The 16,094-nt window shown below is 63.4% G+C and carries 14 protein-coding genes; all 14 read left to right on the top strand.

What is annotated here, in order from left to right:
- Positions 1-110: 110 nt before the first annotated feature.
- The 14 genes from ABD742_RS09400 to ABD742_RS09465 all read left to right on the top strand — a co-directional run bounded on the left by ABD742_RS09400 (position 111) and on the right by ABD742_RS09465 (position 16,062).
- Positions 111-1,163 (top strand): tRNA (adenine-N1)-methyltransferase, encoded by a 1,053-nt coding sequence (locus tag ABD742_RS09400; protein ID WP_234749323.1) that lies wholly within the window; start codon positions 111-113, stop codon positions 1,161-1,163.
- Positions 1,164-1,264: 101 nt separating this feature from the next.
- Positions 1,265-3,079 (top strand): proteasome ATPase, encoded by a 1,815-nt coding sequence (arc, locus tag ABD742_RS09405; protein ID WP_234749321.1) that lies wholly within the window; start codon positions 1,265-1,267, stop codon positions 3,077-3,079.
- Between the two features lie 50 nt (positions 3,080-3,129).
- Positions 3,130-4,746 carry a depupylase/deamidase Dop gene (dop, locus tag ABD742_RS09410; RefSeq protein WP_234749971.1) on the top strand — a complete coding sequence of 539 codons (1,617 nt, stop codon included), beginning with the start codon at positions 3,130-3,132 and terminating at the stop codon, positions 4,744-4,746.
- A gap of 122 nt (positions 4,747-4,868) precedes the next feature.
- Entirely contained in the window at positions 4,869-5,072 is a 204-nt protein-coding gene (locus tag ABD742_RS09415) for a ubiquitin-like protein Pup (protein ID WP_234749319.1), read from the top strand.
- 78 nt (positions 5,073-5,150) lie between these two features.
- Complete coding sequence (prcB, locus tag ABD742_RS09420) at positions 5,151-5,960, top strand: proteasome subunit beta (RefSeq protein WP_234749317.1); 810 nt, start codon at positions 5,151-5,153, stop codon at positions 5,958-5,960.
- A gap of 1 nt (position 5,961) precedes the next feature.
- Positions 5,962-6,669: a proteasome subunit alpha gene (prcA, locus tag ABD742_RS09425; protein WP_234749315.1), complete on the top strand. Its 708-nt coding sequence runs from the start codon at positions 5,962-5,964 to the stop codon at positions 6,667-6,669.
- 1 nt (position 6,670) lies between these two features.
- Positions 6,671-8,035: a Pup--protein ligase gene (gene pafA, locus ABD742_RS09430; RefSeq protein ID WP_078108903.1), complete on the top strand. Its 1,365-nt coding sequence runs from the start codon at positions 6,671-6,673 to the stop codon at positions 8,033-8,035.
- A gap of 100 nt (positions 8,036-8,135) precedes the next feature.
- The gene (locus ABD742_RS09435) at positions 8,136-9,080 is read left to right on the top strand and encodes an FKBP-type peptidyl-prolyl cis-trans isomerase (protein WP_234749313.1); all 945 of its coding nucleotides are present in this window, start codon (positions 8,136-8,138) and stop codon (positions 9,078-9,080) included.
- A gap of 49 nt (positions 9,081-9,129) precedes the next feature.
- The gene (locus tag ABD742_RS09440) at positions 9,130-9,525 is read left to right on the top strand and encodes an FKBP-type peptidyl-prolyl cis-trans isomerase (RefSeq protein WP_234749311.1); all 396 of its coding nucleotides are present in this window, start codon (positions 9,130-9,132) and stop codon (positions 9,523-9,525) included.
- Positions 9,526-9,620: 95 nt separating this feature from the next.
- Positions 9,621-11,627, top strand: a complete 2,007-nt coding sequence (locus ABD742_RS09445; RefSeq protein ID WP_234749309.1) for a helix-turn-helix transcriptional regulator — start codon at positions 9,621-9,623, stop codon at positions 11,625-11,627.
- Between the two features lie 20 nt (positions 11,628-11,647).
- On the top strand, positions 11,648-11,998 hold the full coding sequence (locus tag ABD742_RS09450; protein ID WP_234749307.1) for a hypothetical protein: 351 nt from the start codon (positions 11,648-11,650) through the stop codon (positions 11,996-11,998).
- Positions 11,999-12,030: 32 nt separating this feature from the next.
- Positions 12,031-12,297, top strand: a complete 267-nt coding sequence (gene tatA, locus ABD742_RS09455) for a Sec-independent protein translocase subunit TatA (RefSeq protein ID WP_234749305.1) — start codon at positions 12,031-12,033, stop codon at positions 12,295-12,297.
- Positions 12,298-12,345: 48 nt separating this feature from the next.
- On the top strand, positions 12,346-13,140 hold the full coding sequence (gene tatC, locus ABD742_RS09460; protein ID WP_234749969.1) for a twin-arginine translocase subunit TatC: 795 nt from the start codon (positions 12,346-12,348) through the stop codon (positions 13,138-13,140).
- Between the two features lie 24 nt (positions 13,141-13,164).
- Complete coding sequence (locus ABD742_RS09465) at positions 13,165-16,062, top strand: DEAD/DEAH box helicase (RefSeq protein ID WP_234749303.1); 2,898 nt, start codon at positions 13,165-13,167, stop codon at positions 16,060-16,062.
- Positions 16,063-16,094 lie beyond the last annotated feature (32 nt).

Below are 16,094 nucleotides of genomic sequence, written 5' to 3' on the forward strand. Positions count from 1 at the left end.
CCGGTAGAGTTACCTGCCGGCCGTGAAATAACCCGGCCGGCAGTGCGCATCACTAAGCAGTAACTGTGGCAACAAATGACGGCCCAGCCGTACAGGAGCGAGGAACACCCATGAGCAGCGAAACCGCCGCCAACTACACGGCCACCGGCGCCGCCAACACCGCCATTCAGCCGACTGGTGCGGCACGGCGCCGAGGGCCGTTCCGTGTGGGCGAGCGGGTTCAACTCACGGACGAACGCGGCCGGATGAACACCATCACTTTGGAGGAAGGCGGCGCCTTCCACACGCACCGGGGCTTCCTGAACCACGACGAAATCATTGGCCAGGTTGACGGTTCCGTGGTGGCCAACAACATCGGCCAGCAGTACCAGACGCTCCGACCGCTGCTCTCTGACTTCGTGTTGTCCATGCCCCGCGGTGCCGCAGTGGTGTACCCCAAGGATGCCGGCCAGATCGTGACCATGGCCGATATCTTCCCGGGTGCGCGGGTTGTGGAAGCCGGCGTTGGTTCCGGCGCCCTTTCGATCTCCCTGCTTCGTGCAGTCGGCGACAACGGTTACCTGCACTCTTTCGAGCGTCGCGAAGAATTCGCCGACATCGCCCGCGGCAACGTGGAAACCATTTTCGGCGGTCCGCATCCGGCCTGGAAGATCTCACTCGGCGACTTCCAGGAGGAAGTTGTCCGCAGCGAGGAGCCCGGATCCGTGGACCGCGTGGTGCTGGACATGCTCGCTCCCTGGGAATGCATCGACGCCGTAGCCACCGTTTTGGCCCCCGGTGGCGTATGGATCAACTATGTGGCCACCGTGACCCAGCTCTCCCGTACCGCAGAGGCCATCCGCGCCGACGGCCGTTTCACGGAACCGGACGCGTGGGAATCCATGGTCCGCGGCTGGCACCTTGAGGGCCTCGCCGTCCGTCCCGACCACCGCATGGTGGCCCACACCGGATTCCTCTTGGTGACCCGTCGCCTCGCAGACGGCGTGACCGGGATTTCCGTCAAACGGCGTCCGTCCAAGACCGAGTTCAGCGAGGAAGACCTGAATGCCTGGACACCGGGAGCCGTAGGAGAGCGTGCGGTTTCGGACAAGAAACTGCGGCGGGCCGCACGGGATGCGATTGCCGGCACCAACGTCAAGGACGACCCCACACCCGCTCCCTGAGGAAAGATCACAAACTGGTCCGCATTCCGGATGTCACAGGTTTCCCGACGCTTTTGAGGGCTAAGGTCTATTTATAGAAAGCGGGAAGGAGCTGATGCTTCGTGGATACGTCGAACAATGACTTCGGGCGAACGACGCCGGAGGAGCCATCGAACAAGGCTGTGGCTGAGGGGAAAGCGGGACACGGGGGTGGGGCAATCCAACCGGTGGACGAGTCCGGGGAACTCACTGTCGCGGAACGCCAGATAAACATCCTTCGAGACAAACTGCGCCACATCGACCGTCAGCTTGCCGCCGCGACCCAGAACAACACCAAGCTCGTGACCATGCTGGAAACGGCGAAGGCCGAAATCCTGCGGCTCAAAGGCGCCCTCGAGCAGGACGGCCAACCGCCGTACAGCTTCGGGACCATCTTGCAGATCAATCCGAGGCGCCAGCCAACGGCAGGCAGCACCGGGCAGGCGGCCACCGAGGAATCGGTCGACATCTTCAATGCCGGCCGCAAGATGCGCGTGGGCGTCAGCCCGCTCGTGAACATCAGCCAGCTGGCCGTTGGACAGGAAGTCCTCCTCAATGAGGCCCTGCTCGTGGTGACAGGCCTGGGCTATGAACGGGCAGGCGAACTCGTCACCCTCAAGGAAATGCTTGGCACGGACCGTGCCCTGGTAGTGGGCAGGGCCGATGAAGAGCGGGTAGTCAGGCTTTCAGGCGCATTGCAGAAGGTGCACTTGCGCGTCGGTGATGCTTTGTCGCTGGATTCCCGCACCGGCTACGCCTTGGAGAAGGTGCCCCGGGCTGAGGTCGAAAACCTTGTCCTCGAGGAAGTGCCTGACATTACCTACGAGGACATCGGCGGCTTGGGCCCGCAAATCGAACAGATCCGCGACGCCGTGGAACTCCCGTTCCTGCACCCGGACCTGTACCGCGAACACGGGCTCAAAGCGCCCAAGGGCATCCTGCTTTACGGCCCTCCGGGTTGCGGCAAGACGCTGATCGCGAAGGCCGTTGCCAACTCGCTCGCCGCCCGTGCCTCCGAACGGGCCGGAAACGTGGACCTGAAGAGCTACTTCCTGAATATCAAGGGACCTGAACTCCTTGACAAGTACGTGGGCGAAACAGAGCGGCATATCCGCCTGATTTTTGCGCGCGCCCGGGAGAAGGCTTCGGATGGCAGCCCCGTGGTGGTGTTCTTCGACGAGATGGACTCGCTGTTCCGCACCCGCGGCACCGGGGTGTCCTCCGACGTCGAAACAACCATCGTCCCGCAGCTCCTGAGCGAGATTGACGGCGTCGAACGGCTGGACAATGTCATCGTGATCGGCGCTTCGAACCGTGAAGACATGATCGATCCGGCTATTCTTCGTCCCGGCCGGCTTGATGTGAAGGTCAAGATCCAGCGGCCCGACGCCGAAGCGGCCGCCGACATTTTCGCCAAGTACATCACCACCGACCTTCCGTTCCACGCGACGGATCTGGCAGAGCACGGCGGCGACGTCCAGGCCACAGTTGACGCCATCATCCAGCGCACCGTGGAAGCCATGTATTCGACGGAGAAATCCAACGAGTATCTCGAAGTCACCTACGCCAATGGCGATACCGAGATGCTCTACTTCAAGGACTTCAATTCCGGCGCGGTTGTCCAGAACGTCGTGGACCGGGCCAAGAAGTACGCCATCAAGGACCTCCTGCTGACCCAGCAGAAAGGCCTGCGGATCGACCACTTCCTGCGCGCCGTCGTCGACGAATTCCGCGAACACGAGGACATGCCCAACACCACCAACCCGGATGACTGGGCACGCATCTCAGGCAAGAAGGGCGAACGCATCACCTACATCCGCACAATCGTCCAGGGCAAGGCCGGCCAGGAGCCCGGGAAGTCGATCGAAACGACTCCAAACACCGGCCAGTACCTGTGACGGCCCGGCCGGAAGGCCTGCCTTCGGACAAGCTTCCCGTTGGCGGGGCCATGCGGGTCATGGGTTCGGAAACTGAATACGGTATCCACGCGCCCTCCGCGCCAGGAGCGAACGCCACGATGATGTCCGCGCGGATCATCCAGGCCTACGCCAACCTGACCCGACAGCGGGCCGCCGGGGGCGCTGAAACCCGCTGGGACTACACGGACGAAGAACCCCTGCATGATGCACGCGGTTGGACAGTTGAGCGCAGTGCAGCTGATCCCAGCCAGCTGACCGACCGGCCTCCCGTGCTCGACGCCGAGGCCGTCGCGTTGGCGTACGGGCGGCAGGAGCTGGAAGCCGACGGCGGCGACGAGTCAGGATCGTTGCTGATGAACATGGTCCTCGGCAACGGGGCCCGCCTGTACGTGGACCATGCCCATCCGGAATATTCCAGTCCCGAGGTCACGAACCCCCGTGACATCGTCGCGTGGGACGCGGCCGGCGACCTCGTCGCCCTGGCCACGGTTCGGAAGGTCGCCGCCGATCCTGATCTGCCGGCCATCAATCTGTACAAGAACAACACCGACAACAAATCTGTGTCCTACGGTTCCCACGAGAACTACCTCATGCCGCGCTCGGTGCCTTTCGGGGACATCGTCCGCGGCCTGACGCCGTTCTTCGTCACGCGCCAGGTCATCTGCGGTGCCGGGCGGCTCGGCAAGGGCCAGGACGGTTCAACGTCCGGATTCCAGATCAGTCAGCGTGCGGATTTCTTCGAAGCCGAGGTAGGGCTGGAAACCACTATCAGGCGTCCGATCATCAATACCCGGGATGAACCGCATGCCACCGCGGACAAATACCGGCGCCTGCATGTCATCATCGGAGACGCCAACCTGAGCCAGGTGTCGAACTACTTGAAGTTCGGCACCACGGCATTGGTCCTGAGCCTCATCGAAGCCGGCCAGGCTCCGAAGATCGAAGTACATGAGCCCGTGGCGGGCCTGCAGGCAATCAGCCACGACACCTCCCTGACTGCCACGCTCAGGCTTCTCGACGGACGGCGCGTCACAGCGCTGGATATCCAGTGGATGTACTACGAGGCGGCGGCCAAACTTGGCCAGGAAACCGGGGTCTCCGATTCCTTCAGTGGAGACGGCCACACCCGGGATGTCCTGGAACGGTGGGAATCGACGCTGGGGCTCTTGGGGAGCAACCCCGCTGGTGCCGCCTCCTCTGTCGAATGGCTGGCCAAAATGTCCCTGCTTGATGGCTACCGGAACCGTGACGGCCTGGAATGGAACGACGCCCGCCTGGGGCTTGTCGATTTGCAATGGTCCGATGTGAGGCCGGAAAAGGGCCTGTACTATCGAATGCTTTCCCGCGACCGCATGCAGACGATCGTCGACGACGCCACAATCAGCCGCGCTGTGGTCGAACCGCCGTCGGATACCCGCGCATATTTCCGTGGGAAGTGTGTTTCCAGCTTTGGCAAGGACGTGGTCGGCGCCAGCTGGGATTCGGTCATCTTCGACGTTCCGGGCATCGGGAAACTGCAGCGTGTGCCCACCCGGGAACCGCTCCGCGGCACGGAAGCACTCACGGGCCTGCTGTTTCGGAAACACGCCACAGCGGGCGCATTCCTCCGTGAATTGCTGGGCCTGGACCCGGCCCCGCCCGCCTGAACGGGCAGCTGACGAAAGGCTGCCAAACGTGCCCTTAAAAGCGCAGCGTCGCGGCCCGCCCCGTGGCAGTATGGCATTACAGGAAGTCCCCGTTGCCGGGGATGGACAGAATGGAGAAGGAAATGGCAGCTCAGGAGCAGCAGCAACCGCAGTCGCGGGACGTCGAGGCAGAGGCCGACGCCCCCGAGGCACCGCCCGCGGCGCCAGAGGCACAGGCCTCGGTCGCCACGCAGGGCGTGGACGATCTCCTGGACGAAATCGACGGCGTGCTCGAATCGAACGCCGAGGAGTTCGTCAGGGCATTTGTGCAAAAGGGCGGCCAGTAGCCAGCCGCCAGCTAAGCCAAGGGCCCGGCCGGCGCGAGGCCGCCGGGCATCGGATGTCAGAGTCGAAGGAGCGCAGCAATGCAGGATCCATCAGCCGGCCACCTGGCCACCCAAGCAACGTCTTCGTTCACAGAGCATCTGCAACGCTCCAGGCCTGAACTCCTTCCCTTTAGTCAAACGCTGCCCGCGGGACAGATTCCGCTGGTGCCCCATGCCACAACAATCGTCGCCCTCAGTTACCCCGGCGGCGTCCTGATGGCGGGGGATCGGCGTGCCACCATGGGCAACGTGATCGCCAGCAGGCACATCGAGAAGGTCTTCCCGGCCGACGAATACTCCGTCCTCGGAATTGCCGGAACAGCGGGCCTGGCCATCGACATCACGAGGTTGTTCCAGGTGGAACTGGAACACTACGAAAAGATCGAAGGCACGCTGCTGAGCTTGGACGGTAAAGCCAACCGGCTTGGGGCCATGATCCGGGGAAACCTGCCGATGGCCATGCAGGGTCTCGCGGTGATCCCGCTCTTCGCGGGCTTCGACCAGGCAACCGGCGTGGGACGGCTGTTTTCCTACGATGTGACAGGCGGACGGTACGAGGAATTTGAGCACCACTCTGTCGGCTCCGGTTCCGTCTTCGCACGCGGCGCCTTGAAGAAGCTGTGGCGGCCGAACCTCACCGAAGACGAGGCCGTCGCTGTCTCGGTTGAAGCCCTCTACGACGCCGCCGACGACGACTCCGCCACGGGCGGTCCGGACCCTGTCCGGCAGCTCTGGCCGGTGGTGTATACCGTCAACCGCGCCGGCGCCCGCCGGGTGTCGGAACGGGAGCTGGCGGCGATCGCAGGATCCATTGTTGAATCGCGCGCAGTTGCCGGACGGGAGGCCTGAGATGACCCAGCAGTTTTATGTTTCGCCCGAACAACTAATGAAGGACCGCGCGGATTTCGCGCGGAAGGGCATCGCCCGCGGCCGTTCCGTCGTCGTCATCAGTTGCGCTGACGGGATCGCGCTGGTCGCGGAAAACCCGTCACCGTCGCTCCACAAGATCGGTGAGATCTACGACAAGATCGCGTTCGCCGCTGTGGGGAAGTACAACGAGTTTGAGAGTCTTCGGCAAGCGGGTGTCCGCTACGCTGACGTCCGCGGCTATTCATACGATCGCGAGGACGTCACTGCCCGCGGGCTGGCCAGCGTCTACGCGCAGAGCCTTGGCGCCGTCTTCACCGCGGAACAAAAGCCGTTCGAAGTCGAGCTTGCAGTGGCCGAGGTCGGGCACACGCAGGCCGAGGACCATCTTTATCGGCTGACTTTCGACGGTTCGATTGCCGACGAGAATGGTTTTGTGGTGATGGGCGGATTGGCCGAGCAAGTAGCCGAGACCGTGGCCGGCGGTTGGAAGGCTGACCTCGACCTGGCCGGCGCACTGCGACTGGCCGTCAAGGCGCTGGCCACGGACAAGGAAGTGGACGCCCTGCCCGGAACCGCAGTCGAGGCCGCCGTGTTGGACCGAAGTCCGGAAAGCGGGCGCGGATCCCGGCGGGCTTTCCGGCGGCTCAGGGCAGAAGAAATCACGCAGCTGCTGGCAGGGGAGGCCTGAGATGGACAAAAGGATATTCGGGATCGAAACGGAGTTCGGTATTTCGTACTCGAGCCCCGACTCACGGCCCTTGGCTCCCGAGGAAGTCGCCAGGTACCTCTTCCGCAAAGTAGTGAGCTGGGGACGTTCCTCCAACGTCTTCCTGACGAATGGCTCCCGACTGTACCTGGATGTCGGCTCGCACCCGGAGTACGCCACCGCGGAATGCGACGACCTCGCGCAGCTGATCGCCCACGACCGGGCCGGGGAGCTCATTCTCGATGACCTCGTTGACGAAGCGCAGGCGCGGCTTGCGGCGGAGGGATTCAACGGAACGGTCTACCTGTTCAAGAACAACACCGATTCCGCCGGAAATTCCTACGGCAGCCACGAAAACTACCTGATTCCGCGGCGGGGTGAGTTCTCGCGGCTCGCTGAGATCCTCATTCCCTTCCTCGTCACGCGGCAGCTGATCGCTGGTGCGGGCAAGGTCCTGAAGACACCCCATGGGGCCACGTTCGCGTTCTCCCAGCGTGCCGACCACATTTGGGAAGGCGTGTCTTCCGCGACGACGAGATCCCGCCCCATCATCAACACCCGTGATGAGCCGCACGCCGATGCCGAGTTCTTCCGCCGTCTGCACGTGATCGTCGGAGATTCCAACATGTCCGAGACCACCGCCCTGTTGAAGGTGGGAACGGTGGATCTGCTCCTGCGCATGATTGAGGCCGGAGTGATCATGCGGGACATGCGCATGGAGAACCCCATCCGCAGTATCCGTGAAATCTCCCACGATCTCAGCGGTAAAGCCTTGGTGCGCCTGGCCAACGGCAGGCAACTGACGGCCCTGGACATCCAGCGTGAGTACCTTGCAAAGGTCACCGCCTTTGTAGCATCGAACGGAGCTCACAATCCTCACGTACCGCTCATCCTGGATCTTTGGGAAAGGACCTTGGACGCTATCGACAGCGGCGACACCAGCGGAATAGACACGGAAGTGGACTGGGCCATCAAGAAGAAGCTGATGGATGGATACATGCGTCGCCACGGAATCGGCCTCGACTCCTCGCGGATCGCGCAACTGGACCTCACGTATCACGACATCTCGCGCAAGCGCGGGCTCTTCTTCCTGCTCCAGTCCCGCGGCGCGGCGCGGCGCCTCGTGGCCGACACCGACATCAAGGATGCCGTGGATGCGCCGCCGCAGACCACCCGGGCAAAACTCCGTGGCGACTTCGTCCGGCGTGCCCAGGAACTCGGCCGTGACTACACTGTGGATTGGGTCCATCTGAAGTTGAACGACCGCGCGCACCAGACGATCTTGTGCAAGGATCCCTTCCGCAGCGTCGACGAAAGAGTGGATGCCCTGCTGGACTCGATGAGCTGACTCCCAGCTTCACCGGTTACTCTGGAGGTTGGCCTTTTAGCAGGCCTCTACGCGCATGGCCCGGCCATGCCCTCCTTTTGCCCCGACGAAAGTTCAATTTGTGCGACGTCTACTAGCAATTCTTATCCCCGGCCTCTTGCTGATCACCGCCTGCGGCGGAAGTCCGGCACCAACAGCGACCCCGGAGCCCACCAGCCAGTCCGCCGGCGAAGTAGCCAAGCTGGATTCCCTCAAGGTCTCCGACAATGGAGACAAGAAGGCGCCCGGCTTGGAATTCAACAAGCCGCTGGACGTAACGCAGCCGACCATCAAAATGGTCAGCGACGGCACCGGCGACAAGGTGAAAGCCGGACAGGTGGCGCAGATCACCTACATTGCCGTCGACGGCAAGGACGGCAAGACCCTCGAAGACACATTCCCGACCGGGTCCCAGCCCGTCGAACTGAACGACCAGCTCAAGACCGGCAGTGCCGTGCTTTACAACGCGCTCGTCGGTGCGAAGGTGGGCGCTGACATCGCTTTCGCCGTCCCCGGAACTGCGGCGTCGGCTGAAGCAGCAGCAACGTCATCCCAGCTGGTCGTCTTCAAGATCACTGGCGTCAAGGACGCAGTCAAGCCCCTGGCCAAGCCCGAGGGCGATACTGTCACTCCGCCGGCCGGCCTCCCCACGGTCAAGGTGGATGACAAGGGAATTCCGCAGATTTCCGTTGACGGCGCGAAGGCCCCGCAGGCCCTCGTCTCCCAGGACCTCATCAAGGGCAAGGGCGCAGCCGTCAAGGAAACGGACACCCTGACGGTCAACTACGTCGGCGTCACCTTGGCTGATGGCAAGAAGTTCGACTCCAGCTACGACAAGGGCCAGACCGCCAGCTTCGCGCTCAACGGCGTTATCAAGGGCTGGACGCAAGGCCTTGCGGGCAAGACGGTCGGCTCCCGTGTCCTCCTGGTCATCCCCAAGAGCCTCGCATATGGCGACGCCGCCGCAGCCCAGGGCCAGCCCACGGGCGACCTCGTCTTCGTCGTGGACATCCTGGGCGCCCAGTAACCTTCCGCAAACTTCAATAACACCGTCCCTATCAAATTGAGGAGTACCCATGTCATTTGGTCAGCGTGATTACGACCGCACTAAGCCGGAGATCGACTTCCCGGAGGGCGACGTCCCCACGGAACTCGTTATCAAGGACATCGTCGTTGGTGACGGCGCCGAGGCCAAGGCCGGCGACACCGTCTCCACCCACTACGTTGGCGTTGCCTGGTCCACTGGCGAGGAATTCGACGCATCATGGGGCCGTGGCGCACCGCTGGACTTCCGCGTGGGCGTCGGCCAGGTCATCCAGGGCTGGGACCAGGGACTGCTTGGCATGAAGGTCGGCGGCCGCCGTCGCCTTGAAATCCCCTCTGAGCTTGCCTACGGCTCCCGTGGCGCGGGCGCGGCCATCAAGCCCAACGAAGCCCTCATCTTCGTGGTGGACCTCGTGGCAGTCCGCTAGGTTTCGCAGCATAGGAAGGCGCGCCTGCAGCCGGAGAAATCCGGCCGCAGACGCGCCTTCCGCCTTTACCTGAGGAATTTAGTAACGTAGCAAGCGTGTCCGCATCACGTACCGAACGACTCCTGAACCTGCTGATCGCCCTTCTGAACACGAAATACGGGCTGTCCCGTGCCGTTCTCAGGCAGAAGGTCTATCACGACGCCGGCGACAGCGACGTCGCGTTCGGACGCATGTTTGAACGAGACAAGTCAGAGCTGAAGCGGTTTGGCTTCGACATCGAAACGCTCCTTGACCACGGGTTCGGCTCGGACGATCCCGCTTCGACCCGCTACCGCATCGGCAAGGAATCCAATCGCCTGCCGTATGTGCACCTGACGCCGGCCGAGGGCACTGTCTTGCTCCTGGCTGCGCAGCTGTGGGAACGCGCGGCGCTCGGCTCGGCCGCTGCAAGCGCGCTACGGAAGCTGCAGGCTTCCGGCGACCTTGCCGACGTCGAACTCCCCGCCGGCGTCCAGCCGCGCATCAAGCCCGCCGGCCAGGCTTTTGACGACGTCATCGTTGCCATGAACGGCCAGCACCCCGTGAGTTTCGGCTACCGTGCCGCGAGCACCGGCAAAGACGAACGCCGAATGGTAGAGCCCTGGGGCCTCGGGAGCCGGTTCGGCCAGTGGTACTTGGTGGGCTTAGACCGGGGCCGGAACGCGAAACGCTTTTTCCGGCTGTCCCGGATGACGAGCGATGTTCATGTTGAGACCGGGTATCACTGCGAGATACCTCCGGGGTTTGATACCCGTGCCGAGCTGGACACCCTCAATGAACTTCCCCTCCAGGCGGCCCACCTCGACGTCGCCGAAGGCCGTTTGCTGGGTCTTCGCAAACGTGCGGTGAGTGTCACCGGGGCCACCGGCGCCGGCGGCTCCCAGGTAGGCAGGGACCGGCTCTCTGTGCCGTTCCGGGACAGTGAGCTGCTCGCCGAAGAACTGGCCTCCTATGGTCCCCACGTGCTCGTGGCCGGACCTCCCGAGCTGCGCGACGCCGTGATCCGCCGCCTTGAAGCTGCCGCTGCGTTCGCGTCGAGCCCCGCCGTCGAGGTCCGCTTTTCCGGCTCCGGACAAGCACCGCGGACACGCAAGCGGACCTCGGAAGACCAACTCAACCGCATGCTCCAACTGGTCCCGTTCCTTGTCCACAACCAGGGCCTGCCCATCCAGGAGGTGGCGGACCGGTTCGGGGTCACCCGTGAGGAACTCGTCGACGACTTGAAGATCCTGATTTGCTCCGGCCGCCCCGAAGGCTATCCGGATGACTTGTTCGATATCGATTGGGAAAACGAGCACGTCTACATCCGCGAGCACCTCGAACTCAACCGGCCCATCGGCTTCAGCGTTGATGAGGCTTGCGCCCTGCTGACTGGCTTGGCGACCCTGGGCGGACTTCCCGCCCAGGCCGGAATGTCGGAGGACGAGCAAAGCGGAGCCCTGGAGTCCGTGACCCTGAAGCTCACCGGCGCTGCGGGGGAGGCCGGCCGTTTGGCGGCGGCCGTCGCCGGCCCACCCGTGACCCCGGCCGACGCCGGGGCGTTCGACACCATCACGCGGGCGATCCAGTCGGGTCACCAATTGCGGCTTCGCTACCTGTCACGGCAGCGCGACTCAGTCTCCGAACGGGACGTCGACCCTTTCCGGCTCTATTCCTTGGACAACACCTGGTACTTCGAGGCGTACTGCCATAGCAAAGCCGGACTGCGGAACTTCCGCCTCGACCGCATCGAGGAGATCGCGCCCAACGGCCGACCGGTTTCCAAGAGTGCAGGCGCCGAGGAAGGCGTCCCGGTGAAGCTGTACACGCCCAACGACGACGACGTCGTCGTCGTCCTCCAATTGACCCGGCAGGGCGTGGGGCTGGCGCACGACTATTATGCGGACCGGACGGCTGCGCTCCCGGACGGCGGCTTGCTCGCCGAGGTCCGGTTCGGAAATGCGGACTGGTTGCCGATGTTCGTTGCGCAGCACGGCGGCGCGGCCCGCATATTGCAGCCCGCAGAGCTCGCCGACGCCTCGGCGGCCTGGGTGGCTGCCGCACTCGCGCAGTACAAGCAATGAAGGCTGGTTAGACTACTCAAATGCCTTGGTGGTCCTGGATCCTTTTGTGGCTCGCGCTGATTGCGGTGTCGCTGCTTTGCTATGTCCTGCTGGGCGTCCGGCTTTTCCGGAAGTTCATGGCCACGGTGCATGAATTGAGTGCCGCAGGGGAGCGGCTGGGGCACCGCACGCATCTTCCCGAACGCGCCGACGACGACGGCGAGGCGTCGTCGAAAGTGTTCGGCGCGGCCGTTTTTGCCTCACCGGAACAGATGCGTCATGATTACGTGACGGCCAAGGCCTCCCGCCAGGAAGTGCGTCGCCAAAAGCGCGTTAAGCGCAAAGCAGAACGGGGCCAACCCCAGTCTCTGCACGACATCGATTTCAGTTAGACGTAGGATGTATTCCAACGAAAGGACTTCCCGTGGGACGACTATTTGATGGCCCTTGGCCAATTGTCATTATCATCATCGTGGCCCTGCTGCTGTTCGCGGCACCCAAGTTGCCTGCCATGGCCCGCAGCCTCGGCCAGTCGATGCGCATCATCAGATCCGAAGTCAAGGAAATGAAGAACGACGGCAAGCCGGCGGCCAAGGACGACACGGACCCCGTTGAAGGCAAAGTGGTCAACCACCCCGAAGCGAACAAGAGCGGCAACGACACTGACGTTCCGCCTGCAAACCGTAGCTAAGCAGTAGTGGCAACGAAGACGGGCCGCAAAGCCAACCCCGAAGGGCGGATGGCGCTCCTAGACCACCTGAAGGAGCTTAAGAATCGGCTGATCAAGTCTGCCGCCGGCGTTCTCCTAGGCGCAGTGGCAGGGTGGTTCCTCTATGATCCGGTGGTCAATAGCCTGTCGGATCCGTTGGTCAAGATCGCCCAGGAGACCAAACGGACCGCGGTCCTGAATTTCGCGAGCGTGGGGGATCCTTTCGACTTCAAGCTCCGTATTGCCATCCAGATCGGCTTGGTGCTCTCGAGCCCCATCTGGATCTACCAGGTCTGGGCATTCATCACTCCCGGCCTGACCAAGAAGGAGCGCCGGTACACGCTCGGGTACATGGCTGCGGCGGTGCCGTTGTTCCTGGTTGGCGTGTATGTCGCATGGCTGGTGATTCCGAACGTCGTGCGCGCTCTGCTGCAGTTCACGCCCCAAAACGGTGCCAACAACATCGACGCTTCCCAGTACTTGACGTTCGCCACGCACATGCTTCTTTTCCTCGGCATCGCCTTCCTGGTGCCGGTGGTGTTGGTGGGCGTCAACATGGCGGGCGTTTTGAGCGGCAGGACCATCCTCAAAGCTTGGCGCATCACGGTCTTCCTCGTGTTTGTCCTGGCGGCCGTTGCCGCGCCCGGTGCGGACGCTTTGTCCATGTTCATGCTCGCAGGCCCCCTCCTTGCGCTGTTCTTCGCCGCGATCGGGCTCTGCATGCTGAACGACAAACGGCGCGCGCGCCAGCAGTCGAAGATTGCCGCTGAGACGGACGCCACGGCCGACGTCGCCACACCTTCTTCCGATCTGGAGAATCTGTAGTCTCACGGCCACTAGGCTTGAAGCATGTCCTCCAATTCAGGGGCCCTTTCGCCCTCAGAAGCCTTTCAAGCCGCAGCGCAACGGAGTGCTGAGTCGAAAACCTATCTTGGCACTTTTGCCCAGTCGTTGGAGTTCGAGCTTGACGATTTCCAGCGCGACGCGTGCCGTTCGCTCCAGGAGGGCAAAGGAGTGCTCGTGGCGGCGCCCACGGGGGCCGGGAAGACAATCGTCGGCGAGTTCGCTATCTACTTGGCGCTCGAACGCGGGCTCAAGGCGTTTTATACGACGCCCATCAAAGCACTAAGCAACCAGAAGTTCTCAGAGTTCTCGGCGAAGTACGGTGCCTCAAACGTGGGACTGCTGACTGGTGACACCACCATCAACGGCGAGGCTCCGATTGTGGTGATGACCACTGAGGTCCTGAGGAACATGCTCTACGCGGACTCGGACACCCTGGGGGACCTTGGCTACGTGGTGATGGACGAGGTGCATTACCTGGCAGACCGCTTCCGCGGTGCAGTCTGGGAAGAGGTGATCATCCACCTGCCCAGCGAGGTGCAAGTGGTTTCCCTCAGCGCCACGGTGTCCAACGCGGAAGAGTTTGGGGCGTGGCTGGACACGGTGCGGGGGCACACCGATGTGATTGTCTCCGAACATCGTCCCGTCCCCCTATGGCAGCACGTCATGGTCGGGCGCGAGATCGTCGATCTCTTCGCTGGGGATACCAGCTTTGACGAGATCGCTCCAGAGGCACCAGATGGCGAAGCGCCGGCGCCGGAGGCAGTACGGGAGCCGGACCGGAATCCCTTGCAGAGGGAATTCGAGGTCAACCCGGACCTACTGTCCATGGCCCGGGCGGAAAGCCAGATGAACTTCCGTGGCCGCTTTGGGCATGGTGGACGCAGCCGCCGCCGGCAGGACCGCCAGCGCGACAACAGTGCCGGGGAGCAGCGCAGTCCTGTGCGCAAGGCCAGCCGGCCCCAGATCATTGCGAGCCTTGACCGCCAAGGGCTGCTTCCGGCCATTACCTTCATTTTCTCCCGGGCCGGCTGTGACGGGGCCGTCGCGCAGTGTGCCGCCGCCGGGCTGTGGCTCACGACGGAGCGCGAACAACAGATCATCGCGTCCCGGGTGGATGAGGCGAGCCGCGAGATTCCCGCCGACGACCTCGATGTCCTGGGTTTTTGGAGTTGGCGTGACGGCCTGCTCCGGGGGCTCGCGGCGCACCACGCCGGTTTGCTGCCCACCTTTAAGGAAGTCGTGGAGACGCTCTTCGCGGATGGCCTGGTCAAGGCCGTTTTTGCCACGGAGACCCTCGCCCTGGGCATCAACATGCCCGCCCGCTGCGTTGTCCTGGAGAAGCTCGACAAGTTCAACGGCGAAGCCCACGTCAACATCACCGCGGGGGAGTACACCCAGTTGACCGGCCGCGCGGGACGGCGTGGCATCGACGTCGAAGGCCATGCCGTGGTCCTTTGGCAACCGGGTACCGATCCTGCTGCCGTCGCCGGCCTCGCTTCGCGGCGCACCTACCCGCTCAACTCAAGCTTCCGGCCGACTTACAACATGAGCATCAACTTGATTGCCCAGTTCGGTCGGCCCAGGGCACGGCAAATCCTCGAATCGTCGTTCGCCCAGTTCCAGGCCGATCGGTCCGTGGTGGGGCTGGCCCGGCAGGTTCGAAGCCGCGAAGAGTCGCTGGCCGGCTATGCCGAATCCATGAAGTGCCACCTGGGCGACTTCACCGAGTACGCCAAGCTCCGGCGGGACCTTAGCGAGGCCGAGCAATTTGCCTCGAGGAGCACCTCGCGGGCCCGCAAATCGCTGACCGTCGACTCGCTGACCCGGCTCATGCCGGGTGACATCGTCAAGGTTCCAGGCGGACGCACGCCGGGTTACGCCGTCGTGCTCAACGCCGATCCCAACTCGCGTGAACCGCGTCCCGCGGTCCTCACGGAGGACAACCAGCTGCACAGGATCGGCGCCCACGAAGTCGAAGGTCCGGTCGCTCCCGTGTCCTGGATCCGGATTCCCAAGTCGTTCAACGCGAAGCTGCCCAAATCCCGTCGTGATCTGGCTTCCGCCATGCGGAATGCCGTGCGCGAGGGACGTCCGCCGGCCCGCGGCACGAACCGGAGCGAGGACTTTGGCCGGGCCCGCTACATGCCGGACCAGGAAAAGAAGATTGCGGACCTCCGCCGGGCATTGCGTGCCCATCCTTGCCACGGCTGCAGCGAACGGGAGGACCATGCCCGCTGGGCCGAGCGCTGGTGGAAACTGCGCCACGAAACCGATGGGCTCGTGCGGCAGATCCAGGGCCGTACCAACACGATCGCGAAGACATTCGACCGCGTGTGCGATGTCCTCGCCGCCTACGGTTACCTCCAGACGTCCGACGCCGGCCATGTCACGATCAGCGCGGACGGCCAGCGCCTGCGCCGCATCTACGGCGAAAAAGACCTGCTGATCTCCCAGTCCATACGCCAAGGGGCCATCAAGGACCTCGATGGCGCCGAGCTGGCTGCGCTGGCCAGCACGATGGTCTACCAAGCCAAGCGCGACGATCGCGGTCTGCGGCCCAAGATGCCGTCCGTGTCGCTCGAAACGTCCGTGGACATCGTGGTGCGTGAGTGGTCTGCGCTGGAGGACGTCGAGGACAAGAACAGGCTGCCGTTGACCGCCGAGCCGGAGCTGGGACTTGTCTGGCCCATCTTCAAATGGGCGAAGGGCCGCCATCTTCAAGAGGTTCTCAGCGGCACCGACCTCGCCGCAGGCGACTTTGTGCGCTGGGCGAAGCAGGTCATCGACCTGCTGGACCAGATGGCCAAGATTCCAGGGCTTGAACGGCGCCAAACAAAGACGTGCCGCGAAGCGATCGATCTGGTCCGCCGCGGCGTCGTCGCGTACTCCAACGTCTCCTGACCCACTACAGATTCCCAGCAAGGAGCATATCC

This window comes from Arthrobacter ramosus, assembly GCF_039535095.1.
GTDB lineage: Bacteria > Actinomycetota > Actinomycetes > Actinomycetales > Micrococcaceae > Arthrobacter > Arthrobacter ramosus.